General features: G+C 70.8%; 23 protein-coding genes and 1 pseudogene. 8 read left to right on the plus strand and 16 right to left on the minus strand.

Going from position 1 to position 23987, the window contains the following annotated elements; all coding sequences use genetic code 11:
• Positions 1-625 precede the first annotated feature (625 nt).
• Positions 626-1777 (plus strand): Ku protein, encoded by a 1152-nt coding sequence (locus tag ACIRST_RS41135; protein ID WP_402809622.1) that lies wholly within the window; start codon positions 626-628, stop codon positions 1775-1777.
• Positions 1778-2175: 398 nt separating this feature from the next.
• Here ACIRST_RS41135 and ACIRST_RS41140 read toward each other — a convergent pair whose 3' ends face one another.
• From ACIRST_RS41140 to ACIRST_RS41155, 4 genes are all read right to left on the minus strand, one after another.
• Complete coding sequence (locus tag ACIRST_RS41140) at positions 2176-2622, minus strand: hypothetical protein (protein ID WP_402809624.1); 447 nt, start codon at positions 2620-2622, stop codon at positions 2176-2178.
• Positions 2623-2869: 247 nt separating this feature from the next.
• Positions 2870-3799, minus strand: a complete 930-nt coding sequence (locus ACIRST_RS41145) for a hypothetical protein (protein ID WP_402809626.1) — start codon at positions 3797-3799, stop codon at positions 2870-2872.
• Between the two features lie 326 nt (positions 3800-4125).
• The gene (locus ACIRST_RS41150) at positions 4126-4857 is read right to left on the minus strand and encodes a hypothetical protein (RefSeq protein WP_402809629.1); all 732 of its coding nucleotides are present in this window, start codon (positions 4855-4857) and stop codon (positions 4126-4128) included.
• Entirely contained in the window at positions 4854-5486 is a 633-nt protein-coding gene (locus tag ACIRST_RS41155) for a hypothetical protein (RefSeq protein WP_402809631.1), read from the minus strand. Before ACIRST_RS41155 ends, ACIRST_RS41150 begins: the two co-directional genes overlap by 4 nt.
• Before the next feature lie 109 nt (positions 5487-5595).
• On the opposite strand from ACIRST_RS41155, the gene ACIRST_RS41160 reads away from it, so the two are divergent.
• The 4 genes from ACIRST_RS41160 to ACIRST_RS41175 all read left to right on the plus strand — a co-directional run bounded on the left by ACIRST_RS41160 (position 5596) and on the right by ACIRST_RS41175 (position 8577).
• Positions 5596-5796 (plus strand): hypothetical protein, encoded by a 201-nt coding sequence (locus tag ACIRST_RS41160; RefSeq protein ID WP_402809634.1) that lies wholly within the window; start codon positions 5596-5598, stop codon positions 5794-5796.
• A gap of 259 nt (positions 5797-6055) precedes the next feature.
• Positions 6056-6346, plus strand: a complete 291-nt coding sequence (locus ACIRST_RS41165) for a hypothetical protein (protein WP_402809637.1) — start codon at positions 6056-6058, stop codon at positions 6344-6346.
• The gene (locus ACIRST_RS41170) at positions 6343-6735 is read left to right on the plus strand and encodes a hypothetical protein (RefSeq protein ID WP_402809639.1); all 393 of its coding nucleotides are present in this window, start codon (positions 6343-6345) and stop codon (positions 6733-6735) included. Before ACIRST_RS41165 ends, ACIRST_RS41170 begins: the two co-directional genes overlap by 4 nt.
• Positions 6736-8577 (plus strand): zeta toxin family protein, encoded by a 1842-nt coding sequence (locus ACIRST_RS41175; RefSeq protein ID WP_402809642.1) that lies wholly within the window; start codon positions 6736-6738, stop codon positions 8575-8577.
• A gap of 48 nt (positions 8578-8625) precedes the next feature.
• Here the strand turns inward: ACIRST_RS41175 and ACIRST_RS41180 are convergent, their stop codons facing one another.
• A complete protein-coding gene (locus ACIRST_RS41180; RefSeq protein WP_402809645.1) occupies positions 8626-8853 on the minus strand; it encodes a hypothetical protein in 228 nt (75 codons plus the stop codon).
• Between the two features lie 938 nt (positions 8854-9791).
• Between ACIRST_RS41180 and ACIRST_RS41185 the strand changes: the two are divergent.
• Positions 9792-10733: pseudogene (locus ACIRST_RS41185) on the plus strand (PAS domain S-box protein); the annotation flags it as partial.
• Here the strand turns inward: ACIRST_RS41185 and ACIRST_RS41190 are convergent.
• The 9 genes from ACIRST_RS41190 to ACIRST_RS41230 form a co-directional block, all read right to left on the minus strand.
• Positions 10733-11017 (minus strand): hypothetical protein, encoded by a 285-nt coding sequence (locus tag ACIRST_RS41190; protein ID WP_402809648.1) that lies wholly within the window; start codon positions 11015-11017, stop codon positions 10733-10735. The pseudogene ACIRST_RS41185 and the gene ACIRST_RS41190 sit on opposite strands and share 1 nt — an antisense overlap.
• A 391-nt stretch (positions 11018-11408) precedes the next feature.
• Entirely contained in the window at positions 11409-11684 is a 276-nt protein-coding gene (locus ACIRST_RS41195; protein ID WP_402809651.1) for a Pycsar system effector family protein, read from the minus strand.
• A 66-nt stretch (positions 11685-11750) separates the two neighbouring features.
• Positions 11751-14339 (minus strand): hypothetical protein, encoded by a 2589-nt coding sequence (locus tag ACIRST_RS41200; RefSeq protein WP_402809653.1) that lies wholly within the window; start codon positions 14337-14339, stop codon positions 11751-11753.
• A gap of 592 nt (positions 14340-14931) precedes the next feature.
• Positions 14932-15096, minus strand: a complete 165-nt coding sequence (locus ACIRST_RS41205; RefSeq protein ID WP_402809656.1) for a hypothetical protein — start codon at positions 15094-15096, stop codon at positions 14932-14934.
• Positions 15097-15154: 58 nt separating this feature from the next.
• On the minus strand, positions 15155-15877 hold the full coding sequence (locus tag ACIRST_RS41210; RefSeq protein WP_402809657.1) for a hypothetical protein: 723 nt from the start codon (positions 15875-15877) through the stop codon (positions 15155-15157).
• Positions 15874-16485, minus strand: a complete 612-nt coding sequence (locus ACIRST_RS41215; RefSeq protein ID WP_402809660.1) for an RNA polymerase sigma factor — start codon at positions 16483-16485, stop codon at positions 15874-15876. The genes ACIRST_RS41210 and ACIRST_RS41215 overlap by 4 nt, the downstream gene beginning before the upstream one ends.
• Before the next feature lie 867 nt (positions 16486-17352).
• Positions 17353-17616 (minus strand): hypothetical protein, encoded by a 264-nt coding sequence (locus tag ACIRST_RS41220; RefSeq protein ID WP_402809662.1) that lies wholly within the window; start codon positions 17614-17616, stop codon positions 17353-17355.
• Positions 17617-17778: 162 nt separating this feature from the next.
• Complete coding sequence (locus ACIRST_RS41225; protein WP_402809665.1) at positions 17779-19359, minus strand: restriction endonuclease fold toxin-2 domain-containing protein; 1581 nt, start codon at positions 19357-19359, stop codon at positions 17779-17781.
• Between the two features lie 478 nt (positions 19360-19837).
• On the minus strand, positions 19838-20815 hold the full coding sequence (locus tag ACIRST_RS41230; protein WP_402809668.1) for a hypothetical protein: 978 nt from the start codon (positions 20813-20815) through the stop codon (positions 19838-19840).
• A 138-nt stretch (positions 20816-20953) separates the two neighbouring features.
• Between ACIRST_RS41230 and ACIRST_RS41235 the strand changes: the two genes are divergently transcribed.
• Positions 20954-21376, plus strand: a complete 423-nt coding sequence (locus tag ACIRST_RS41235; protein WP_402809670.1) for a competence protein CoiA family protein — start codon at positions 20954-20956, stop codon at positions 21374-21376.
• A gap of 238 nt (positions 21377-21614) precedes the next feature.
• The gene (locus tag ACIRST_RS41240; RefSeq protein WP_402809673.1) at positions 21615-22340 is read left to right on the plus strand and encodes a hypothetical protein; all 726 of its coding nucleotides are present in this window, start codon (positions 21615-21617) and stop codon (positions 22338-22340) included.
• A 62-nt stretch (positions 22341-22402) separates the two neighbouring features.
• Here the strand turns inward: ACIRST_RS41240 and ACIRST_RS41245 are convergent, their stop codons facing one another.
• Together ACIRST_RS41245 and ACIRST_RS41250 are read right to left on the minus strand one after the other, a co-directional pair.
• Positions 22403-22795, minus strand: a complete 393-nt coding sequence (locus ACIRST_RS41245; RefSeq protein WP_402809676.1) for a hypothetical protein — start codon at positions 22793-22795, stop codon at positions 22403-22405.
• 172 nt (positions 22796-22967) lie between these two features.
• Positions 22968-23978, minus strand: a complete 1011-nt coding sequence (locus ACIRST_RS41250) for a ParB/RepB/Spo0J family partition protein (RefSeq protein ID WP_402809679.1) — start codon at positions 23976-23978, stop codon at positions 22968-22970.
• Between the last annotated feature and the right edge of the window lie 9 nt (positions 23979-23987).

A 23987-nucleotide genomic window follows, 5' to 3' on the forward strand; every position in this document is an offset into this window, starting at 1 on the left:
GGATCGATTTGGGGGATTCTTTAATTCCGGATGAACGCACACAATCGAATAGTTCCCCGATGTGGCCTAAGGAGTGGTTCGGGCCGGACCCAAGGGCTGGCGGACCGGCAGAAGAGGGCACAGCCTGTCACTCGATGCCAACGAACTACGCTCGATCGGATCGAGCCCCCAGCGAACGCCGCCATGCCCCGCATTTCGCGCAGGCCGAGAGAGCGGGACGTGCACCGGATCCGCTACGGCGACCACGCACCCCGACCGCCGATGCGCGACCTCCGACGGCACGTACCGTCCGGCCGGCAGCTGCTCCTGAGAGGCCCTCACGAGTGTCGGGCCGTAGGAACGCGACCAGTCCGAAGGGTGGCTGACCTGGGCTGGCGGCCGAGCCAGCCCAGGTCAGCCACCCCGAGGGGAGTGTCGCTGGCCCTCTGTTCCAGGGTTCGGACCGGATCCCGCTGCCCAGGCGCCTGGGAGAGCGGCGGCGCCGCACCTTCCCTGTCGGTCCCATCCACGCGGCGGCGCCCGCCAGGCGCAGCCCCGCGTGCGCTTGGCCCGCGAGCGGGTGACGCTGGCCGTGACCCGCCCCCGGCACCGGCGGCGGGCCCGGCACGGAGAAGGAGGCCTCGCGATGGCCCGACCCATGTGGACCGGCGTGCTCACGTTCGGCCTGGTCACCGTCCCCGTGGCCCTCTACACCGCCACGCAGTCCCACGACGTGCGCTTCCACCAGCTGCAACGCGGCACCTCCGACCGGGTACGCAACAAGCGCGTCAACGAGCGCACCGGCCAGGAGGTCGAGTTCGCCGACATCGTGAAGGGCTACGAGGTCACCGACGGCGAGTACGTGATCGTCGAACCCGACGAACTGGAACAGATCTCCCCCGGCCGAAGCCGGACGATCGACATCGCCGGGTTCGTCGACCTCGCCGACGTCGACCCGATCTTCTTCGACCGCACCTACTACCTCGGCCCGCGCGGCAAGGAGTACCAGAAGGTCTACGCGCTGCTGGTCGAAGCCCTGGAACACGCCGGCAAGGCCGGGCTGGCGATGTTCGCGATGCGCGGCAAGGAGTACCTCACCGCGGTGCGCTCCGACCACGGACTGCTGGAACTGCACACCATGCACTTCGCCGACGAGGTCCGCGACCCGCACCGCGAGGTCGACAACCTCCCCGAGAAGACCACCCTCACCGCGCAGGAGGTCCAGACCGCCGAGCAGCTGATCGGCATGCTCGCCATCGACTGGCAGCCCGACGCCTGGCACGACACCTACGAAGAACAGGTGAAGAAGCTCGTCGAGGACAAACTCGCCGGCCGCCAGATCGCCGTCTCCACCGGCCCCGCCCCCGAAGCCACCAACGTCATCGACCTCATGGACGCCCTGCGCCGCAGCCTCGACACCGCCCGCAAAGACAAAAGCCACGACCAGGACCAGGCCGACAAACCCCCGGCGGCCGAGCCCGCCCGCCGGGCCCACGCTGCCCGCGCCAGCCACTCCCCCAAGCAAACCGGCGGAAAGAAGAGCACCTCCGCCAAGACCACCAGCACGAAGGCCACCGGCAGCACCAAGGGGACCGCGGCCAAGTCCACGTCGAAGCACGCCGGGGCCGCGGGCAAGCGGACCAGCGCGACCGGCAAGCGGCAGCTGTCCCAGCTCACCAAGGCCGAGCTCTACCAGCGCGCCACCAGCCTCGACATCCACCACCGCTCCATCATGACCCGCGACCAGCTCCAGCACGCCCTCGAACAAGCCGGACGACCCCGACGCACCGCCTCGTAGACAGCGCGCACCGTCACGGTCCGGTGTCCCGGACCACCTCAAGCGGATCGCGCCCCGCGGCTCCCGGTCCCTCGGCTGCCGTTCGACCGGCCAGATCATGTGCCCTGCGCGTCCAGCAGCCACAGCTCCGCCCGCCGCTCCCGCGCCGCGGTGCCACGCCAGCCAGCCAGCCACGACCACCATCCGCCATGCCCGCGGCCACCCGCCTTCCCGAGCCCTTCCCAGGCGCACGACACCACCCACAACCGCACCCGGGACCCCACCCACTACCTCGCCACCACCACGCGCCCGCTGCGCACACCGGACGCGGCGTACGAGAACCCTTAGCGCCTCCCGGGGCGAGATCGGCGTGCTGGAGCAGCACCCACAGACTGGCGTGGAGCACCCCATGGCGTTGATCAGCGACCGCTGGACCACGACGGTGCGGCTGACGGTGTCCACCCAGGTCTGCCGGCGCGGGTGGGTGACCGGGCTGGCGTAGCCGGCGAACGCGGGCAGGAGGTCGAGGACGTGGGCGAGGCTGCGGATACTGGAGCGGGCCGGGCCGACCGGGGCTCCTCGTCGACAGTGACGATGCCCATCAGGCGCTGGCCGATGGACTCGCCGGTCCCGCGCACTGCCCACTGCCACACCAGGAAGACGCCGCCGATCAGCCAGTAGGCGGAGGCGAGGGCGGTCCGCAGGTCCCAGCCGACGAGCATGCCGACGACCTGGAGGACGGCGAAGGCGGGCTTCGCGATGTAGAGGGCGGCTGTGTAGGCGGTCATGATGCCGCCGGCCAGGCCGAGCTCGATCGCCGTCGCCATGGCCCGGGCCTTCCACGGCGCCAGGCCTGGAATCGCCATCCTGCGTCCCGGCCGGTACTGCTGCGGGATCGGTGTCCCGGGTTTGGTGTCGCCCTGCCACCCGGGCCGGTCTCTCCCACGCCGGCACCCACCAGGACCAACGACCATTGACGACCGCCGTGGCTGGGTTCACCCATACAGTCCCGCGAGGAACGGCCCGAGACACCCTTCGCCATGTGTCCGCCCGCGGGCCGTCCTGCAGCCGCAGCGGGCCGGCGGGCGTCGTCACGGCAAGGATCCGCGCGACCTAACCCGCCTCGCCGCCGAGCCGGGCCGCCAGGTCCCCGGCCCACGCCCGGGCCCGCCGTTCCTGCTCCCAGGGGCCGAGGTCCGCGAGGCGATCGCGCAGCCGCACGACCGAACGGCCCGTCAGGTACTCGGCCGGATCGGTCCCCAACCGCATCCCCGCAGCCTGGTGACCCACCACGATGACGTGCGCGAGCCGCTGAACCCGGCGGCGCCGAACCAAGTCCTCGACATCGGCGTAAAGGCTCCACAGCGCCCGCAGGTCCTCCAGCACCCGGGCGGTGGCAGCGAAGTCCGGCCGGGTCCGCTCCAACATGTCCACGGTGGTCGCGTCGTCGGTGCCGTTCACGAGCGCGGCAACCTCGGCCAGGGACAGGTCCAGCAGTGCGGAGCCGTCGGACGGCTCGTCCAGCCCCGCGGTCCTGGCCGCGTCCCACAGCGCGGCCGACAACAGGAGCGCCGCTCTGGCGACGGTGTCCATCGGGTCCGGCCCGAGGTCGAGCGGCGCCCACTCGCCGGAGCGGCGCTCGGCGTGCCAGCGCACCAGCCGGTCGCCCCAGACCACGCACCCGAACCAGACGCCAGGGAACGTGACATCCAGGAAAGCCTCCGGGTCCCGCGCCGGGGTCGCGGCCCGCAGGGCCCCGGCCGGCACCTCCACCGTCAGGGCCCCGTCCAGCCGGACCCGGTAGGCACCCGGCGGGCCCGGCAGCACGTCCTCCCCTTCGGGGTCCGGCTCCCACAGCGAGACGTCGACCAGCCCGGCCCGCCCCTGGTACTCACCGCCGGTGATCCGCACGGCCTCGTCCCGGCCCCAGGCGCCGCGCTCGGCCGCCAGCGCCAGCGAGACCACCGCGAACGCCCCCTCCAGCACGTCCACGCCCTCGTCACCGCGGACCCGGCCGCGCAGCCCGTCGCCCAGGAACCGCACCAGCCGCCCAGCGGCACATCGTGGCCGCCCTCGCCCAGACCCTCCAGCGCGATCGCCACCACATCGACCACCTCGGCGCGGACATCCCCCGCGGCGATCTCCAGCGCCCTCTCGTACGCCCGTCCCCGCTGCTCCACAGCCGCTCTCCCTCCCGTCGCTGTGCGGATCGTCGCACACCAGGCGGCACGCCCGGACCGGATCCGGCCGGACTGCACCGGCTCCCGGACTGCCCGGCAGGAGGGAGAAAGGCGAGTACTGGACGATCAGCGCCCGGAGCTCAGGCCGACGTCAGGACCGGCGCCACCCGACGGCACCGGGCACCGCTCTCACCACCCGGCGGCCCTGACCTCAGCAGGCAGCTGCGCCGCCGGGCTCGCGACCGCCGTGCTCACGCCGCCGTCCACGTCCGGCAGCAGCAGACGTGCCTCACGCGGCCGGGCCGCTCTGCCCCGCCCCGTACACCGGGCGGTGACCGCCCGGGACTCCAGCGCCCCGTACCCGTCACCGATCCCGCTCCAGGACGAATCCCCCACCGTCAGGCGCAGGTCGGCGGTGCCGGGCCAGGGGGTGGGGGTCAGGAGGGTGGCGCCGGTGGTGCGTAGGCGTTGTTCGAGGCGGGCGAGCTGGCGCGGAGCCGGTGGTCCAGTGGGACGCAGGATGATCGTGTCGCAGGCGTCGGCGAGGACGGAGGCGGTTTCGGCCCATTGGTCACCGGGGTGGTCGGCGAGGAGAGTGCGCTCCCACGGGAGGCCGTAGGAGCGGGCGGCGGCGAGGCCGGCTTCGGGCCAGCCGATGATCGCGGTCCAGAGCAGGTCTGACGCGGCGGCCGGTCCTGCGGCGGTCGCGAGGAGCAGTGCGTGGTCGAGGACCTCGATGACGGTGCCCTTGGGCAGGCGGCCGTCGGGCAGCAGGGGTTCCAGTGCTGGCAGGACCGGCCGGGTCGCGGCCTCGACGCGGGCGCGGCGCGCCCTGGGACTGGTCTCCTCCAGCAGGCCGGCCAGCCGGGCACCGGTCGTGGGCGCCGCCGTGTCCGGTACGGCGGCGATCCGCACGCTCACCGCGGATCCCCGGAGGCGGCGGCCTGGTCCGCCGGACCGGGTGTGCGGTCGGTCGTCGCGCAGGCCTGCGGCCCGGTGGCAATCGGGCGCACCGTGGCCGGGTCGGCGACCAGCCAGGCTGTCTGGCGGTCCTCGCCCCAGCGGGCGTCCACGATCCAGGGCAGGCCGGGTGCGGGGCGGCGCTGCTCGGTGACCAGGGCGGAGCGCCAGCGGCCGTCGGTGCGGATCCAGGCCAGGCGCCAGCAGCGGCCTGAGTTGTCGGTCGCGGGTGTGCCGGTCATCTCCTGCGGTACGGCGACGGCGTCACGCGGCGGGATGGGCTGGGCGGGTTCGGGCAGGGGGCGGATCGTCGCCTCGTCGAACAGCATCCAGGCCCACTCCTCGCCCGGGCCGGGCCCGTCCGGGCCCCAGCGGAGGTGGACGACCCAGCGGGTGCTGCCCGGTGGGCGCCGCCACACCGTGAGCAGGGCCGGCGTCCACACGCCGGCGCGGCGGACCTCGACCAGCCGCCAGCGCCGCACGTCGTGGTGCAGGCCGGGCAGCATCATCAGCTCCCTCGGTGCCCGCTCGGCGTCGCCCGGCTGCCCGGGCGGGCGCTGCGGGCGGGAGAACGGCACGTCAGCGATCATGGGAACAATTGTTCGATATTCGGTTCGAGTGATCAAACGTCAGCTCCGGCCCCCGCCCGCCGCGCCTACCGTGGAAGGGATGAGGTGAGCAGGGCAGCGGAGGTGGATCATGGCCCGGACCGCGACGATGACCTGCCAGGCCTGCGGGCGCACCACCGCCTGGAACCCCTGGGGCGCCTGCTCGATCCAGTGCTACGACCGGCCACGCCCCACCGCCGAGGAGCAGCAGGACATGATCGACTCCGCCCCCGAGGCCCTCGCCTACTACCTCGGCATCGGACCGGGCAGACCCGTGGACGACGACGGGTAAACCCGGATCCCCCCTGCCGTGGGCGAGAGGAGCGCCATCCTGCTGCAGACCTGCCATGGCCCGGCCGACGGCCCATGGGTCCACGCACAGACCCCTCCCGACACCCGGCCAGCGCAACCAGCCGCGGGAGCCCGCGTCACATCGGCACGCAAACTTTCACCAAGATCGAATCGGTAGTCGCGGCGAGCGGATCGACAGCCCTCACGGGCCATTCCCCAGCTGGTACACCGCTGGTATACCAGCGGTGTACGATCGCGGTATGGCTGATGCGACGATCAAGGTTTCCCCTGATACACGTGACCGGCTGGCCGCTCTCGCGGCGGCCGACGGCACCACGATCGGCGCCCAGGTGGCCCGGCTGGTGGCAGCGCAGCCCACCGCGGAGCAGATCGCGGAGCGCGTTGCCGAGGGCCGTCGGCTTCTGCGGGAGCACTTCGGGATGACGCTCACCGACACGGAGCTGGACGAGGGCCCGGACCTGCTGCAGCGGGTCTACGACATCGCCGCAGCCGACGCCCGCGCGAAGGTCACCCCGAGGCGCAGCGCGTGATCATTCTGGATTCGAGTGCCGTGTCCGCGCTGGCTGCCGGTCACCCGCGTCTGCACCGGATTGTGGACTCGGCGTTGAAGAGCCCGTTCCAGCATCTGCTGGTGCCGGTGCTGTGTCTGATGGAGGCCGAGATCAAGGACGAGGGTGCCGCGCAGGCGGTGCTGGCGCTGCCCTCGCTGGAGTTCGAGGCGCTCGACGCGACCACCGCCATGATGGTGGCGACGATGGTGCGGGACGGATTCGGGGGGCAGGGTTCGGCGCACGCGATCGCGGCGAGTCTGCCGACCCCGGTGCGTCCGCAGCAGCACCTGATCCTGACGGCCGATCCGGATCTCTACCCGCCCGGGATCGTCGCCGTCTACATCGACGACCCCCGTCTGGAGCCGTAGGTGACGGAAGCGTTAGACGCCGCTCTCGCCCCGGACGCGAGCACGCGCGTCCTCGCCGCGGAGGTCGTGCCCGCCCTGCTACGTGGAGCCGTGCCGCAGGAATGCCCAGTGGTGGTGTTCGTGCTCGGGCAGGCCGGCAGCGGCAAGACGCTCGTCGTGGACCTGGTGCACGCGGCGCTCGCGCGCCGGGGTGGCGCGGTGCGGGTGGACCGCGACGCCTACAAGGCCGTCCACCCCGACTACCCGCGATTCCTCGCCGAGGACGTACGCACGGCCGGGGTGCGGGTGCGCACTGACACCTACGGGTGGCAGGCCCAGCTGGAGGCGCGCCTGCGGCAGGACCGGTACGACGCGGTGGTCGAAGCGGCCCTGGGCCGCCCCGAGGAGTTCCTCGCCGAGATCGCCGCGTACCGGCAGGCGGGCTACCGCGTGGAGATCGTTGCCCTGGCCGTGCCCGAGGCGCTCAGCCAGCTCGGTGTCCTGGACCGCTACCTGCGCCTGGCCTCCGAGGGCAGGCCCCGCTACGTGGCCTGGGACAACCACGACGCCTGCGCCGCCGCGCTGCCCACGACGCTCGCCGCGGTCGAGGCCAGGCACCTGGCCGAGCGGGTCCTCGTGGTGCGGCGCGGCACCCAGGCGGTACTGGAGAGCGTGTACGCCAACGAGCTCGGCGCCGACGGGCGCTGGGTGAGCCCGGCGCGCGCGGCCCAGGCCGTGGTCGCCGAGCGGACCCGCCCGTGGGACGCGGTGGAGACCGGGAGGTTCCGCCGGGATCTGGCTGCCTGCGAGCGGCGGGCGGGCGGGCCCCGGATGCCCGGGGACTGGGCGCTGGCGGTCGGCCGGGACGCTGAGCGGGCCGCGGCGCTGGCCGAGCCGGTGCGCCGCACCGCCCAGCCGCTGCGGAAGGCGCCCGGGGTGGACTACCACCGGCTGTCAGCAGATGAGCACGCGTTCGTCTTCGACGCGGTGGTCGTGCCGTCGATGCTGAGCTCGGTCGTTTCCCAGGAGCAGCCGGTGGTGGTCTACGTCGCCGGGCAGCCCGGCGCGGGCAAGACCCGGGCCGCGCACCTAGTCCACCGCAGTCTGGACCGGCCGGTGCACCTGGCCGGCGACCACTTCAAAGTCCTGCACCCGGACTACCTGGACCTGCTGCGCACCGATCCGCGCCGGGCCTCGGAGCCGATCCGCGCCGACTACCGGGCCTGGCAGGCGAAGGCCGAGGCCCACGTGCGCGAGCGCCGCGGAAACCTCGTCATCGAGACCACCCCCGCCGACCCAGCCTGGTTCGCCTCCGGCACGCAGGCCTTCCGGCGGGCCGGGTACCGGGTGGAGCTCCTTGTCCTGGCCGTGCGCGCGGCCGACTCCCGCCAGGGCACCGCCCACCGCTACGCCCGGGCCAGCGGGCGCGATGTTCCCGCCCGGTTCACCACCGCCGCCGGTCACGACGCGCACTACCGGGTGCTGCCGGACGTCGTCGCGGCCGTGGAGGAGTCGGCGGCAGTGGACCAGGTCACCGTGATGCGGCGCGACAGCACAGCCCTGTACCGCAGCCGGCCCACCAGCGGACAGCGGCCACGGCACCCAGCGGCGGCACTGGCCCTGCTCGCGGAGCAGGCGCGCCCCTACACCGACGAGGAGGCGGCCGCGTTCTGGGCCGTCCAGCGCGCCCTGCACGCCGCGATGCCGCAGTACCGCGACGACCTGGTCGCCATCGGCGCCCAGGCCCTCCCGCTCATGCCTGATGCCCTGCGGCCGCGCGGACTGGAGGTGCCTTCGGCGCCGACCGCTCTGCCCGTCCCCACCAAGCAAGGGCTCTCGTGCGGCCCCGCCCGCGGCCGCTGACCTGACACCGGGCCCGGTCTGATCAACGCTTCGCGAGCGCGGCGCGGGTCAGTGCCAGTGGACGTCGAGGTGGGAGGCGAGGAACTCCACCACCCAGATCACGGCGCTCGCGCCGACCGTGGATCCGATCCCCACGAGGATCTGTTGGCCCAGCCGCTCACCGTTCAGCCTGACAGGCTCCCGGGCCGGCTCCACATCTTGTGGTTGCGAGCAGCGTGCCCGGCGTTCCACCCCGTCCCAACTCGGCGCCCCACCTGGCAGGTCCAGCTCGTCCACGTTCTGTTCTCCGTCTCTCTCGTGCAGCAACAGGACAGGGGCAGAACCCGCCATCGGCCGCCGTGGTTGGGCTTCGGTGGCCGCTGGTCGGTCTGCGCCCGTCGCCTACGCTTCCGCTGGACGCCGGTGTTGCACCAGCCGCAACGGTTGCCACTTGGATGCAACAGGGGAGAACTTGAGGAGGGGGCGGCATGCTGGAGAAACCGACTGGGCAACCCGGGCGGCGTGTCCGGGGGAACGAGCCGGAGGTCGAAGCCTTCGTCAGTTTCCTGAACCAGCTCTTCGAGGTGCTGAACATCTCGCAGACCCGGCTCGCCGCCCGCGTGAAACGTGACAAGGGGTCAATCTCCCGCTTCCTCAGCGGCGAACGGATCGCCCCTGCGAACTTCGTGGACGCCCTCCTGGAAGAGGTGACGGAGCTCAACGGAAACCCCGTCACCAACGGAGTCCGAAGCCAGGCCCACCACTTGCGTCTGGAGGCGTTGCGGGTGCGCAGCCCCTCCCAGTACCAGCTCGACCAGCTCCGAGAGAGCCTCGGCGCTGCCGAACGCGAGCTTCACCGCGCCAGCGTTCGTGAGCGTGCCCTGCTTCGCGAGCTGGAAGTCGCCGAGGGCAGGGCGCGGCAGGCCGAACAGCGCTACCGGCAGCTGGAGACCGACTGGGCTGCAGACCGCTACGCCTCGGGCTCCTCAGAACTCGACATCTACGCCGGGCCCCACGGCTCGGACGAGCTCAAGGACGAGATCCGGGGCCTCAAAGCCGAGCTTGAGGCCCTGCGTGCCGAGCTTGCACGCGCCCAGACGCTGAAGCACGGCGCGGAGGAAAAGTGCCTGCGGCTGGAAGCCCGCCTCATCGCCGCCGAAGAGGCCCTCAAGAACGAGCGCGACCAAGCACGCGAGAAGGCGGACGCTGAGAAGGTAACCGCCAGCTCTCAAGACCTGGTCGCCCCGGACGCATCGCACCGGATCCTCATGGGCCTCAACGCTGCCCGCAGCCTGGCGGGCACGCTGCAGGCCGTCGTCGAGGGCGCGGTGCACGGACTCGGCTTCGACGTCGCCGTGGTGAGCCTGGTCAGGCCGGACGGCGACCTCGTGGTGGCGGCCGTCTGGGAGCTGGAGGAGAGCCCGATGGGCGGCCCCTCCGTGCAGCTTGGCCAGGTCGGCTCCCGGGAGTCCTGGGACCGGCTGCTTGACGTCAGCGACCGCTTGGGCCTCCTGCGCTTCCTGCCCTATGACCGCGACTGGGCGGTTGCCAGCGACATCCCGCGCTGGATCGGCGATGGCCCGTTGCCTGTCCAGGCCGATGACTGGCACCCCGCCGACTGGCTGCTCGCCCCGATGTACAGCGCTGGCGGTGACCTGCTCGGCGTCCTGTCGGTCGATCGTCCACGCAACGGCAAGCGACCCGACCCCTCATCGCTTCAGGCGCTGGAGAGGTTCGCCGCGCAGGCCTCGATCGCGATCGGCAACGCCCGGCTGAGGGCCGAGATGCAGCGCGCGCTGGCCCGGCTGGAGAAGGAACAGCAGGCGCTGCGGGCCAGCGAGGAGGGCTTCCGGCAGGCCTTCGAGTACGCGCCTAGCGGGATGGCCATCACCGAGCTGCACGGCGCCGGGCGCGGCCAGCTGACCAGGGTCAACGACGCATTCTGTCGGCTGCTCGGCCGCCCCCAGGCGGTGCTGCGCCAGCAGAGCTTCGCCGACCTGGTCCACCCCGACGACCGGGAGCTGCTGGAACGCACCAGCTTCGAAGGCGGCCGGGCGGAACTGCGGCTGTCCCGGCGGGACGGCGGCTACCGGCGGGTCCATCTGCGCAACTCGATCGTGGCGGACTCCGCCGAGGGCCCGAGCTTCCTGCTCACCATCGTCGACGGCATCAGCGACTAGCCGTTCCCGGCGGCATCCAGGAACTTCAGGCGCTCGGTGTACAGCTCGGTGATACGGCCGATCTCCGCGGGCCCGGCATCGGCGAGCCGCGCCCGGTCCTCGCCGCACACCTGCAGCTGCGCGGCCAGGTCCTGCTGGCGCTGCTGGTCACCCGAGCGCCTGGCGGCCAGCAGCTCCCGACTGCACCAGGCGACGACCGCGCCGATCACCTCCTGGGCGTCCTCGACGGAAGCTCCGCCGCCTTCAGGGGACGACGACGAACCAGACGGGGGAGTGTGCACGGTGAACCACCTCAGGGGCTTGGAACGGTCCCGGCCGGGACGGCGCCGCCCGGTCGCCCGGACGGGGCGGCCAGTGACCCGTTCCCGGCTCCTCTTCGAGCCCCTGATGCGGGAACCGATCACGGCCGTGGACACCCCGGTCCCAGTCCGGCGATGGCGGTCACGTCCGCCAGCCATACCCCAGCAGGTCCGCCCCCCGCAACGGCCGGTTGAGCGGATCCCGTAGAAGAAGGAGAAGGACGGCTCGTGTGGTGCGGTCGCCAGCGGCCGCACCACACACTGACGGGGGAACGGGGAACGGGGACAGGGCGGCGCCTGTTCACGGGCCAGGGTCCCAGGGTCGTCACCCCTGCGCGTGGGCCGGCTGCGGCCCGCGGCCAGCCAACCGGCTTCAGGAGAACAGCCAGGCGGCGAAGACGAATAGCGCCCCGATGCCCGCGGCGGCGAAGGAGTACTGGACGAAGCGGTGCTTGCGCCGGACGATCTGGCTGGTGTTGACGCGCTGGCGGCTGAGCACCGGAAGGAAGTCGTCAGACTCGAACGCCTTCCGCAGGCCGGCCAGCTTCCAGTACATGAGGTGACCGAAGTACAGGAAGTCCCCCCTCGCCTCGGGCTTGGCCCTGCCCGCCCACGGCCGGGGAGAGCAAACGGCGCGCTGCGCCGCCACGGCCGGGCCCAGGGGTGGCGGGTGCGTGGCGGGCGCGTCGGCGGGGCGACCTGCTCGCGTGGTTGGTCAGGCCTTGGGGTCTCGTGATCCCGGAAGGAGCTTGCTCCATAAGCCCGTCGAGCGTGCTGATTTTCCTTGCTGGAGCCGTCGTCTGGCCTCGTCAGCGGCTTTGAGGAGGGGGCCTGATTGCACATAGGGAAGGGCGTTGAAGGCCTTGGCTGGGTCGTGTCCGGAGGCCTGCAGGATCGCTATGGCCTCACCGATCACGGACAGTGTGCAGACGATTGCGGCTCTCTGAAGCAGTACGTGGCCCTGCTCAATGTTGCCAGCGGTGTACAGCTCCGAGGCGAGTCTGGCAATCTCGGATGGCTGCATGACGGCCAGCTCACTGGGTGTGTGCGTGGGTCCGATGCCCGGACCACGGTGAGGCACCGGGAGTTCGGAACCTTGGCCACTGCTGCGGGGTGCCCTGATGGGCAGCGGTAGACGGGTCTGGTCGTCGGCTCCGGAACGAATCACAACTGGGGGGATGGGACGCGCGCCTGGAATGTTGATCCGTACTCGCGTCGTCGATGACGCCATGGCGGAGGGTGCTCCGTATGGGGGCACCGGACCGTAGGGATCCTGCGCAACTGGAACGGCGTCAGAGGCCGGAGACTCAAGCACCGGGCCGTCGGCGTAGGCCGACGCGAGGAGAATCGGCGGCTCCTGCTGGGCAGCAGAGCGAGCTGCGGGCTGAAAAACGGAACGACGCTCTTCGAAGTAATGGATGTGAGCTTGCAACTCGGCACTGTTCGCTCGGCTCTGTCCAAAGGCTGCCCGCGAGGCTATGCGCGCGACCTCCGGGTCAGCCATCTCAAGATAGACCAGGAATTTGGCGACCTCCCGGGTGGGACGTCGAAGCGCCGTTGCCATCAGCAGTTGGGCGTCGAGGTCAAATGCGGCGGTAGCCAAGGAACGCATCAGGACACAGATGCTCTGGACAGACATTACCTTCGCGGCATGCTGCAGGAACGCGCTGGTGGCGTCCTCCATGTTCTCTGACCGCAGTCGGCGCAACAGGGCCATTATCTCGGCGGGCTGTCGGGTGGCCGCGGCGCCGGTCAGGATGCGTGCGTACGCTGGCTGACGCAACGTTTCCAGTCGGTGCAGCAGTTCGGTGACGATTGCGGGCTGGGCCCAATGGCCAGCCAGAAGGAGGAGGCCGAGTCGGTCCTGACCTGCCGAAGACTTCGTGGATCGGGGACGCGAGGGTGTACGCAGTGCTTCGTGTCGGTGCTGCAGGGGGTGAGCGAGGTAGGCGTCAGCGTCCGTGAGATAGTCCAGCGTCGACAGCAGGGCCTCTGCAGTGCACGTCATCGCCAATGAACCGAGGATCGCCGACGCGGCTGCGTATCGCCCTTGCCGACGCTGGACCACGACAAGCTCTGCGGCTGCGCGTCGGCTGAGCGAGCGAACGCTGGCGGCGAGCAGCCTGGCGATGGTCCTCTCGGATGCTCCTGCGTTTTCCAGCTCTTGGCAGACCATTGCCAGCCGGGAGATCACCGGAAGCGGGGGACGGCCTGCAGCGTGCGTGTGGTCGTCCGGCTTCTCTGTGTCATTGTTCTGATTGTCTGCACCAATCCGGTGATTGTCCGGGGCGTTTGCTGAGGTCAGCGCATTGTTCGGTGCGAGGCCTAGGGTTGTCTGGGCGTCGAGGGTGAGGCGGTCGCCAGCGTCATTGACCTGCGCGACCTTCATGAGAGCCGTGTCAACATCGTCCAGGAAGCCCTCGGTCCCGTCAGGCTTTGCCAGCGTGGGGCCATCGCCGGCGACGCTGCTGTCGTCGGGCTCTTGGGGCATGGCATGAGCGCGTGCCAACTCAGCCTTCAGGCGATTGATCTCACGGTTGGCCTGGTCTATCAGCTGGAAGGCTCGGCGCTGGTTGGCCTCAGCTCGCTCCTTTTCTCTCTCTGCCTGCTCCAGATGGGCCTGGGAGCGCGTCAGGCGATCGTCAGGCTCGTCCTCGCTCGCCCCGGGGCTGGCGGACCGGTGCATGTCCGTCTGCCGCTGGAGTTCGCCGATCTGGAGATGAAGCTGGCTGATCATCTGAAGCAGCACCATGATCAGCTGCCGGGCTGTCGCCTCGGCCTGAAGACTGTTGGCCAGGGCTTCGCGAGCGCTGAGAAGCTGGTCCTGAAGCTCGATAGTCTGGCGCTGGGCATGGACAATCGACTCGTGGCCGGAAGGGTCAGTCCCTCCCGGCGCGGATGCCACGAACTGGCGGTCCCAGATCGGCCTCAGCTCGCGCAGACGAAGCGCTGCGACGTCGCCTTCGGGGAAGCACACCTCGGCGACGGCTTCGACGAAGTCCCACTTCAAGCCCTGGCCGGCGAGCCACTGCGACAGCGTCGCTTTTGCGGGCACCCGCTGGTTGCTGAAGTGCTCCGGCACAAGCCGGTTACGGAGTTCCGTGACCGTCAGGCTCGCGTTCTGGATCCATCCCCGCAGGGTGCCTGCGATGGCGTTGGCTTCGGCACTATTGCCTTTGAGAGATCCCCACGGACGTCCGGCTCCCGGACGTGTCCCCCCGTTCGTCTCTGCCCCCTCTGGGTCCTCGACATTGTTCGGTGGCAGCCACCGAACAATCACCTGCGGCGCCTGCTCACATCCCACCAGAGGCACGCTGAAGGTGCTGCCGTTTCGTTGAAACCGGCGACACCAATCACCAGGAACGCCGCCACGTCTGAGCGGCACGCATGGCGGCCCGGAACGCCGCTCTGCTATCGGAGGGGATGCATGACAGGTCAAGGCAAAACCGTGCCTCGGCTGCGGGAAGCAGCGGTCCGCCTGACGCGAGGACTGCGCCGGTGGGCGCCGACAGCCGCTGCTTTGGGAGGCGCCGCTGTGGCCGCTACCCAGCTGTGGGATTGGTTGGCGGCCAGGTAGACACGCGGGCACGGGATTCAGACGGCGCGTAGTCGGCTGGGCGTGGTCGGCTTCCCCCAAGAAGCACGATCACGCCCCGGCCCAGGGCCGTATCGATCAACCTGTGAGCCTCCCACCGAACTGGCGATGGCCGTGCAGCTGTTCCTGGCCCGGACTGGCTGACCCGTTCTCCAGCGCGGAGATACGCCCCTCGCGCACCTACCTCGGCGGGCAGACCTCACTGCGGACCTGCTGATGCCCGCGGACAGCCGACCAGCCGCCCACCCGGTGCGAGGGGTGCCACGGGCGGGCCGCGATCACCAGCGGACGCCGACGCGGGTCAGAATCGGCGGTTGAGCAGCAGAGCGAGGAGGGTGCGGGCTTCACGGCGGCGCGTGGGGTTGGGGGCGGTGAGGGCGGTGAGCGCCAGGGCGGTGATGGTGAGGAGGTATCCGGTGGCGGACGTGGCCAGAGCGAGGGCGGCGGGGTCGTATGCGGGGTTCATGGGCTTGTCCGTTCGGTGGGGCCCGCCCGCGTGGGTCGGGCGGGGCGGGTCGGGTGGGTCAGCGGGTGGCGGAGGCGAGTTCCTGGAGCCGGTCGGCGATGGCGTCCGTGGGCAGGCTCAGGAGGCCGGCGGCCTCGTCCTCGCGCGGCAGGCCGTTGATCGCATCGCGTAGGGCACGGTCGGGTCGGGGCAGAGCGCCCGGGTCGGGCAGGGGTGGGGCCAGGCGGGAGGCCAGGCGTGCGTAGCCGGGGAGGTCGGGGAGTTTGGGGGCGATGGGGGCGCTGGTGCCGTCTTCCAGGCAGGCGGCCTGGTGGAACCAGTTCTCGGCATCGCGCAGTTCTCCGCGGCGCAGGTGGTGGAGGTACATGCAGTAGGCGGCGAGGTGGCTGCCGGCTCCGGCGGCGAACTGCCACCACCAGGTGGCTGAGTGGTGTCGGCCGGAGAGGTCGAGCAGGCAGCCGAAGATCAGGGCGCCGTTGGGTTCCCAGTCCTTGGCGAGGGTCTCGATTTCCTCCCAGGATCCGGGCTCGTTGATGACGACGGTGGCCAGGGCCCGCAGGTCGCGGCGGGCGTCGGCGTGGATGCCCGCCGTTCCCGGGAGCGGCTGGGGCGTGGGGGCCAAGGCTCGCTCGATGCGGCGGGAGGCCAGCCCTTCGGCGACGTGTCGGCGGCCGGCGTCCAGGTCGTAGCGGGGACGGTCGGCGGGCAGGGGGCCCGCGGCGTTGAGCAGGCGGCCGACATTCGGGAAGTCAGGGCCGTCTTCGTGGGGTGTCGCTGTCACTCCTGGTCCTCCTTGGTGGTGCCGGGGCGAAGGAGCCGACGGGATCGGAGCCGGGCCTCCAGCTTGGTGCGGGCCTGATTCGTCAGGGACTTCACCGTGCCCTCGTCGGTGCCCATCGCCTGGGCCGTGTCCGCCACCTTGAGGCCGACGACGAAACGGAGCACGATCACGTCGAACTTCGCCGCTGGCAGCTCCTTGATGGCGGCGCCGAGCGCCATGCCGACCTCGAGGCAGTCCACGCTGGCGGTGATGGCGTCCAGGTCGTCAAGGAACGGCTCCCATTCGAGGCGTAGCGCGACTCTGAATGCGACGCGTTCTTCGAGCCGGTCGCGGTGCTCCCGTTCCACTTCCACCAGGTGGCGCAGTGCGGCCCAGGCGGTGGCGGCGGGCTGGGGGTAGGTCAGGACGCGCTCCCAGCAGTGGCCGAGCTCGATGAAGGCCTCGCTGACGAGTTCCTGGGCGAGGTGGGCGTCGCCGAGGCAGGCGTAGGCGTAGTCGAAGTACGCGTCGGCGTGGAGTCGCTGGAATGCCTCCAGGGTTATGGGGAGTTCGATGCCGGGAGTGGTGCCGGCGGTGTCGGCGGTGTCGGCGAAGGGCGGCTCGGTCACGACGACGCCTCCCCGGCCGGGTCCGGCACGCTGCCGCGCGGCCGGCGGGAGCGGCCGGGACAGGGCAGAACGGGTGCGGGCACTGTGGTGGCAGGCCGCGGCGGGACGAGGGGATGGATGCACATGGGCCTTGGGGATCCTTCTCCGTTGGGCAAGGGAGCGGCGCATGATCACGCTCTGCTGGGAGCCGTGAGCGCGCTGTGCTGATAGGTGCATCAAATCCCTCGAACAGACGAAAGGTTCACGGCCCGAAGGTAAAGACTTACGGAACGTCATATTCCGACGTTTAGATGCCATGACCCGAACCCGCGCGGCATCCCGGCGGTCAGATCCGCCCTCGTTCCGCTTGCCTGCCGCGCTGCCCGTTCAACTCCTGGAATCAGGCCAGGCAGGGGCGTGCGTTGTTCGAACAGCCCTGCCGCGGACATGCCGCGGCCCCGGGACCTGGGCAGCACCGGGGCCGGATCGGCCTACTCTCGCCGTGGTTCGCGGCCTCCGACTCGGCAGCCCGCGCCCTCCCGCCGCTCCTGCTCCCAGGCAGCGGGATCGTCCAGGCGGTCACGAAGACGGACGGCTGCCCCGACGCGCTCGAGCCAGCGATCGACTCTGCTGCGCGCACCGGCATGTCGACAACTTCCGGAGAACCACGGCGAAGACCGGGCTGTGTCGGCGAGGACCACGCTTGCTGGGGGCGGCGTCGGGGCATCCGTTCCCGCCAAACCCGCCGCGTACCCGCTGTACGACGCGGCGCAGCAGATGGCGGTGATGATCGGTTGCTCGCACCTGCCTCGCAGACCCCTGTGCCGGGCCAGCCGCCGGGTCCCCAAGCCCGGCCACAGGGTGAGCGCCCACCAAACCGGTGGGCGCCTACTGGAAGGGCCGCAGGAGCTGGTGGATGCCAACTGATAGGTCGGCGTGGCGGACATCGCCGCCGAAGTCGTCGGTCCACATCACTTGCTGTGCCGGGACTAGGGCGATCAGCAGGGTGAAGACGACACGGAAGGGGAAGTCGATGGGGTCTTGGTCGGCGAAGGAGAAGAACTTGCGGTCGTCGAAGTAGCTGAACTCGCGGAGCTCGTCCCGGTAGGGGACGGAGAGTGTGTAGACGTTGAAGCGGGGAATCGGGCCCATCAGGCGAGCGTGGGGCCAGTTGTTGCGGAGAACCTGGTCGAGCTGATCAGGGGTGAAGTCCCAGGAGCCGCCGTGTTCCTGGTCCGGCATGACGAGATACTTGCCGCTCACGGTTTCCTCTCGGTTGCGGCAAGGTGGCCCTGCCGTCGGGCTGGGGTGTGGTTACTTCTCGATCCGGGTGCGGCCCGGGACTTTCTCGGCTGCCATGATCGCATCGAAGTACGCGGCGGCCTTCTCGTCGTTGGTGATGATTTCGAGATGGTTGATCGGCTTGTTCCGAGGGTCCTTGAAGGCGTTGGCGTACCGGGCGTTCTCCCATGTCTGATCGGCGAGGGCGTTCTCGTAGACGATGGGGAAGACGTTGTCGACGTTGTCGAGGCGGAAGGGCGACTTGCAGTTGGCCTTCTGTCCGACGTACTTACTCTCGACGGCGGCGCCGTCCTTGGGGCGGATGCCGTCCGCGTCGAGGGTGGCCTCGCTGTCGGGGATCTTCGGGTTGTCGAGTGTGGTGTACATGTTGTACTCGCGGCTGCCGGAAACCTTGATCTGGTAGGCGCGGCGGGCGGCGTCCTCGGGGGTTTTCGCGTTCGCGGGGTCGTTCGCCTTCTTGGAGCGCTTCGGGTCGGTGGCTGCCTCGGCATCGGCCATCCACTGCTCGACCTTCTTCTGGTCCGCTGGGGACAGGTCCTTGAATCCGGAGTTCGGCAGGGGTGGGAGCGGCGGCAGGTGGTCGGTGACGTTGTTCGTCACCGGGGGCTTGCCCGCCGCAGCCGCATCGGTCGCGCCCGCCAGTACGACCGCGGTCCCGGCCGCCGCAGCGGTCAGGGCAGTGCCGACCGGGATCAGGCTCGCCTCGGCCGCTTCGACGATCGCCGCGGCCTCCGCCAGGACCGCGAGCTCGGCGCTGCCCTCGACCGCGGCGGTCATGGCGACTGCCGCCGCACCGGCCTCCGCGGCGATCGCGGCCTCCCCGCCGGCAGCCGCAACGTCCGAGAGTCCGAACGACACGAAGGTGAGGACCAGTCCGGCGCCCGCGACGATGCCGGCACCGATCGCCAGGTTCTCCAGTGTGTCGCGCAGGTCCTCGATCTGCTGGGCGTAGGCCTCGCACGCCATGCCGAGCTTGTACGCCGCGTTCGTGACGCTGTTCAACAGCGGCCCGGACGTCGCGCAGCCGTCGTGCACCTTCGTCCAGTTCTGCACGAAGGAGGTGACGGCGTTCGACTCGCTCGTGGCGGTGACCCTCTGGACCCGGATGTCGCCCTCTGTACCGAGCTTGCTGGCCAGCTCCGCCAGGTGCTTCCAGTCCTTGGCCGCCTGACGCAGGCGGGCCGGGTCGCCTTGCGGCCAGAACTTGGCCAGGAACTCGTGCACGGCACCGCTGTCGGTGTGGCCCGCCGCGGACTGGATCTTCGCCTTGACGGGCTCCTGGTCGCACTGAGGGTTGGTGGATGCGGGAAGCTTCTGCGGGGCCATCATCGTGGCGGCGACGTCGCTGTCGCTCTGCAGGTAGTTGATCGCCATGGTGTAGAGCCCGTTGGCGGTGCCTCCGAGGTGGGCGACGGCCTGGGCCATCGCGTCGACCAGCTTCTGGGCGGCAGGGTCGTACTTCGCTGCGAACTTCTTGCCGGTCTCGTCGTCCCCAGCCATCCCGGCGGCGGCGTCCAAGGAGCCGACGAGGCCGCTGTAGATCTGCGACGCCCAGTTCTGCAGGTCCGAGAAACCCGCTGAGGACAACAGCATGTCAGCTGGCTTGACGTGAAAGCCGGTCATCGGCCACCCCCCGAATCGCGTGTGCCACCCACCGTAGCAACCGTCTGTCGGCCACATTGGCCCTGCTGTTGGGCTGCATCGTGGGCCGCCCGAATTCCGCCTCCGCCCGGTCCACCTGCCGGACGTCACACGTCGGGCGGCGGTCTGCTGGGCGATTGAGTTGATCAACGAGCGCTGCACCATGACCGCACGGTTGATGCTGGCTCAACAACCAGAAGGCCCGCCGAGACAAACTCACCGCCGAGCAGATCGGGCAGCTTGAGGCCTCGGGTGGCTTGGTAGGACCGCCCCGGCCGAGCCGGTGTTCCTTTGCCCGGCGGTACGCTGCCGGGGGGCCCTGAGAAAGCACCGGAGGTCGTCATCCCCGTGGGGGAGGCGGCCTCCAAGTGTTCCCAGTGTCGAGATGAGCGAGCCAGGAGATCCAGCCGCGACGCCCACGTACCGAACGCTACATACGCCGAATCGCCCCGGTGGAGAAGAACTGGACGAGAGCCGCAGCGATGTGCACCGCCACCACGGCCTCCGCCACCGTCTCCCGGTCGGTCGGATGCTGCTTGCCGTGCCGGCTGGTCTGGCCGTTCCACAGCAGCGCCATCATCGACTCCAGCATCTCAATGCCGTCATGCGGGGCCCTGCCCTCGATCTCGAAGACCAGCCTGTCCTTGAGCTTGGGCAGCTCGCCGAGCATCGTGCCCAGCGTCGCCCGCCTGTGGGCCGGCTGCAGCGTCGCCTGCGCCGCGCACTCCACCGCCTTGATCGCCTCGCTGTAGGCCACCACCGGGTCCGGTGACACCGCGTTGGCCCGGGCGAACGCCTCCTCAAGGTGTTCGGACGCCGACCCGCGTTCCGGGCGCCTCCCACTCGCGATCGCACCGCGCACCGCGTGCTCCACCCCCGGGTCGACCCGGGCCACCAGGGCCTTGCCGTCGTCGCGGATCGTGTATCGGGAGCGCGCGTCATCGAGGAGCACCTGCAGATCCCGCCGGTCCACGCGCTTCAGCCCAGTCAGTGCTTCGCGCGCGGAGGTCCGCCGTGGCATCAGCATCGGGAACAGGTCCGGAGCGGGGTCGGCTGGCAGCAGGTCGAGCAGCGCATCGACGGCTTCGAGCAGCCGTTCCGCAGGCGCCCAGTAGGCGAGGCGCTCGTCGTAGTCGATGCCCCTGCGGTCGCTCTCGTCGTCGTCCCGGTCCAACACGAGGTCGCAGCGCACCGCGACGCGCCGCCACGCGCCACCGCCTCGATGACGGGCAGCGCTGTGCAGCCACTGGCGCAGCGGCGTCTCCAACGCCACGGGAACGTCCTCGCGCAGCTGTACAGGAGCGCTGTCGCGGTGGGTGAGCGGGGTCCATGGCGCTGTCATCTGCCCACCGTAGAGCGTGGATTCACGGCGCCGCAGCAGGAATTCGACGAACTGACGGCGGAGCATGGGCCTCCCCTTCGGCATCGGCCTCGTGACCCTCACTCCTTGTCCAGTCCGTCAACTGCCCGACAGCATCGGACCCGACGGTGGGCTTGGTGCCGAAACGCCGGACGCGGCGCCCTGCGGGACGGCATGATCCGGTGCATGGAGGAGACGTCGGCCCCGTGGGTGTACGACCGGGTGACGAAGTGGTGGGTCGACCTCTCGCAGGGGGTGGCCGGGTTGGAACCCGGCCTGGCCGACGGCCGGTACGTGTGCCGGGCCTGCAAGGAGAACCTGGTCCTGCGCAGCGCCAAGCCCGGCGCCGCGAACAGACCGCACTTCTCGCACAAGGCGAACCCGGTCTGCTCCGCGGCGCCGGAGGTCCGCGAGCCGCTGGAGCTGGAGCTGGAGCTGGAGCTGGACGACCGAATCGTCATCGAGTTCCAGCAGCGGATCATCCGGGTCTGGCCCGGCGCGCACTGCGTGCTGGAGTTCCCGAACGGCCTGGACGGCGGCGGCGAAGGCCCCGCAGGGGTGCTCCCCCGGCAGTCGTGCTGCGCGGGAGCGGCCCCGGGGACAACGTGACGATCGTCGAGCGGCCCCGCCAGCCGCCGACGGTCGCCGAGGTCGAGCAGCGGCTGCGCAGCGTCCGGGCCCGGTACGGCGGCGTGCGGCATGTGTGGTTCTGGGCAGCGGACGCGGCGGCCGCGGGCCGGCTCGCTGACCTGCAGGTCGCGCCGCAGGGCCGGGGCGGCCCGCTGGTCGACCGCATGACGATCGCGCCGACCGAGCAGCAGCTCGCGGTTATCGCTGCGGGCGCGGCGTGTACTTCCTGGACGGCGCCAAGGTCCTGGTCCCCTACCGCGTCCACGACTTCACCCACCAGGCCAGGTCCGGGGAGGACTGGGACTTCACCGGCGGCCGCCGGAACTGGCGCCACGACTGGCGGATCAGCCGCCCACTGCCAGCCCCGGACGCGTCCCGCTGGGGCCTTGCCCCGACCTCGTTCGACGAGCTCACCCGTACCTGCGGCGTGTTCACCCTCACCGCCGTCCGGGACCTGATGCGTACCTTGGAACGGGTCCAGACCGGGCGGTGGAACGCCCGGCGTCGAGCAGCCGCCGCGCTCTACCAGGAGCGCCACCAGCTGTCCCTGCCAGCGGAGCCCGCTCCCGCCGTCAAGCCTTCCCCCGAGCCATCGACCTCGCCCCAGGCCGCCGAACAGGCCGAACCGCCATCGGTCCCGGCCGAGCATCACGCTGTCCTAGCAGCACCAGCTCCCACCACCGGCGCCGTTCCACCGGCGCCCGCCGCCGACCCCGTCCCCGCAGCATCCGACACCGGCCCGACGACCACGACGGCACAGCCCGGCCCGGACGGAGCGCGGGCGGTCGGATCCGACGACGACTACCCGCTCGCCCCACCCGCGCCCGACCGCTCACCGGTCCGGCCGGCCCGGGTCCCTCCTCCGCCGGCGTACCCGCCCACCGTCCACCTGCCCGGGCACCAAGGCCACCAGGTGCCACCGGGCCTCAGCCGCCGCGGCTGACAGTCGGCACCGGCAGCGGTCCGACGGTGTCCATCCCCTGCTGGAGTTCGGGCGATGTGCCGTCAGCGTTCGTCCGGCTCGCCCAAGCTCCAGCCGCTGACCGCCGCGATCGGCCCGCGCCAGGCCGGCAGCCTCCGGGCGGTCCGGCCCGAGCGGACGGTGACGTTCTTCAGGTGCAGGAAACGCGGGTCGGATACCCGGCGGCGCCCGTCCTCGGCGGCCTGGTCCAGGTGCCCGAGGACCTCCCGCATGACCTTCCGCAGGCCGTAGTAGTCGGCCTCTGCGACTTGGCGGAAGTACAGGTCTTCCCACGCCGAAGCCGGGATCACGGTCCCCGACACGAGTGCCCCGTCCACCGCCAGGGTCACGACGACGGCCTCGGCGACCTCCGAATGTTCCACCCCGACGCGCAGCAACTCCAGGTAGGGGTCCGAGTAGGCCTGCCCCTGCAACATCACCCGCAACGCGGGGGGTACCGCATCTCGCCACGACACCGCGCTGCTCCCCTCACCCTGGGTGGGTCCGGGTTGATCCATGCCCTTCCGGAGGCAGAAGCAGTCTTCTGGCGGAAACACGTGCGACGCCCGGCGGGGGCCGGGCGTCGCATAGGGGTGGCGGGCGGGTGTGTCAGCGCTCAGTGTGCTTGGGCTCGGCCTCGCGCTTCAGGATCTCCAGGAGCTCGGATGCCACCTGGACGGCCTGGCGATGGTCCATTGCGTCGACGAGGAGCTGTGCGGTTGCCCGGGGATCGGAGGGGATCAGCCGGACCGTGACGGAGGGAGAGTCGTCGGTGCGGGCTTCCCGCTGGTCCGGCAGGGTCGGGGTGGAAACGCCGTTTCCACCGGGCTCTGCCGTCGGTGGCACGGGACTGGTCGCGTCGGGGGTGGAAACGGCGTTTCCACGTGTGGCGCTGCGCGATCGCTTGGACGTCGCCCGTTCCTCGATCGCCTTTTCAACCGCGGCTTGCTGCTGGTCCTGGGGGAGCCTGCCTGCCGAGCGGGCGATCTCGACGGGCAGCTGCTTGGTCTCGACAGCTTCCTTGAGCTCTGCGGTCAGGTTGAGCAGGGAGAGCCGCTGGGAGACCCAGACGTGGCTCTTGCCGAGCCGCTTGGCGACCTCTCGCATGGAACCGTGGACGGCGACGAGCCGCTCCAGCGCCTTGGCCTGGTCGAGCGGCTCGATCTCGACGTGCTGGACTGCGGCGACGAGCGCGGACTCCAGCATGTCGTCCGCAGTGTGCGCCAGGCTGTCGTCGATGTGTACGGGAAGCTTGTCCAGCCCGGCCAGGCGTGCGCCAGCGAGGCGGCGGTTGCCGTCGAGGACGACGAAGTCGGCGGCGCCGATCTTGTCCTCGTGTCCGGGGTGAGCGGCTGCGAACGCGCCGCGGGTCACCACGGTGAGCACCTGGACGATGCCTCGGGTTTCGAGGCTGTCGGCCATCTCCTTGATCTCGGTGAGGGTCTCGCGTGGGTTGAACGGGTTGTGCGCGAGCCGGTCGAGCGGGACCTCGTTCCGGGGGGTCACGGAGGCTGCTGGCTCGGGGGCGGCGGGCCGTCCGTCGAGGGCGGCCAGCGCCCGGCCCCGGGCGCTCACGGGCTGCGGTGCGACGGCGTCGAAAGTGCTGGAGCCGCTGAGCATGGCGGCCTT

This window comes from Kitasatospora sp. NPDC101447 (genome assembly GCF_044767225.1).
In the GTDB taxonomy this organism is placed as follows: domain Bacteria; phylum Actinomycetota; class Actinomycetes; order Streptomycetales; family Streptomycetaceae; genus Kitasatospora.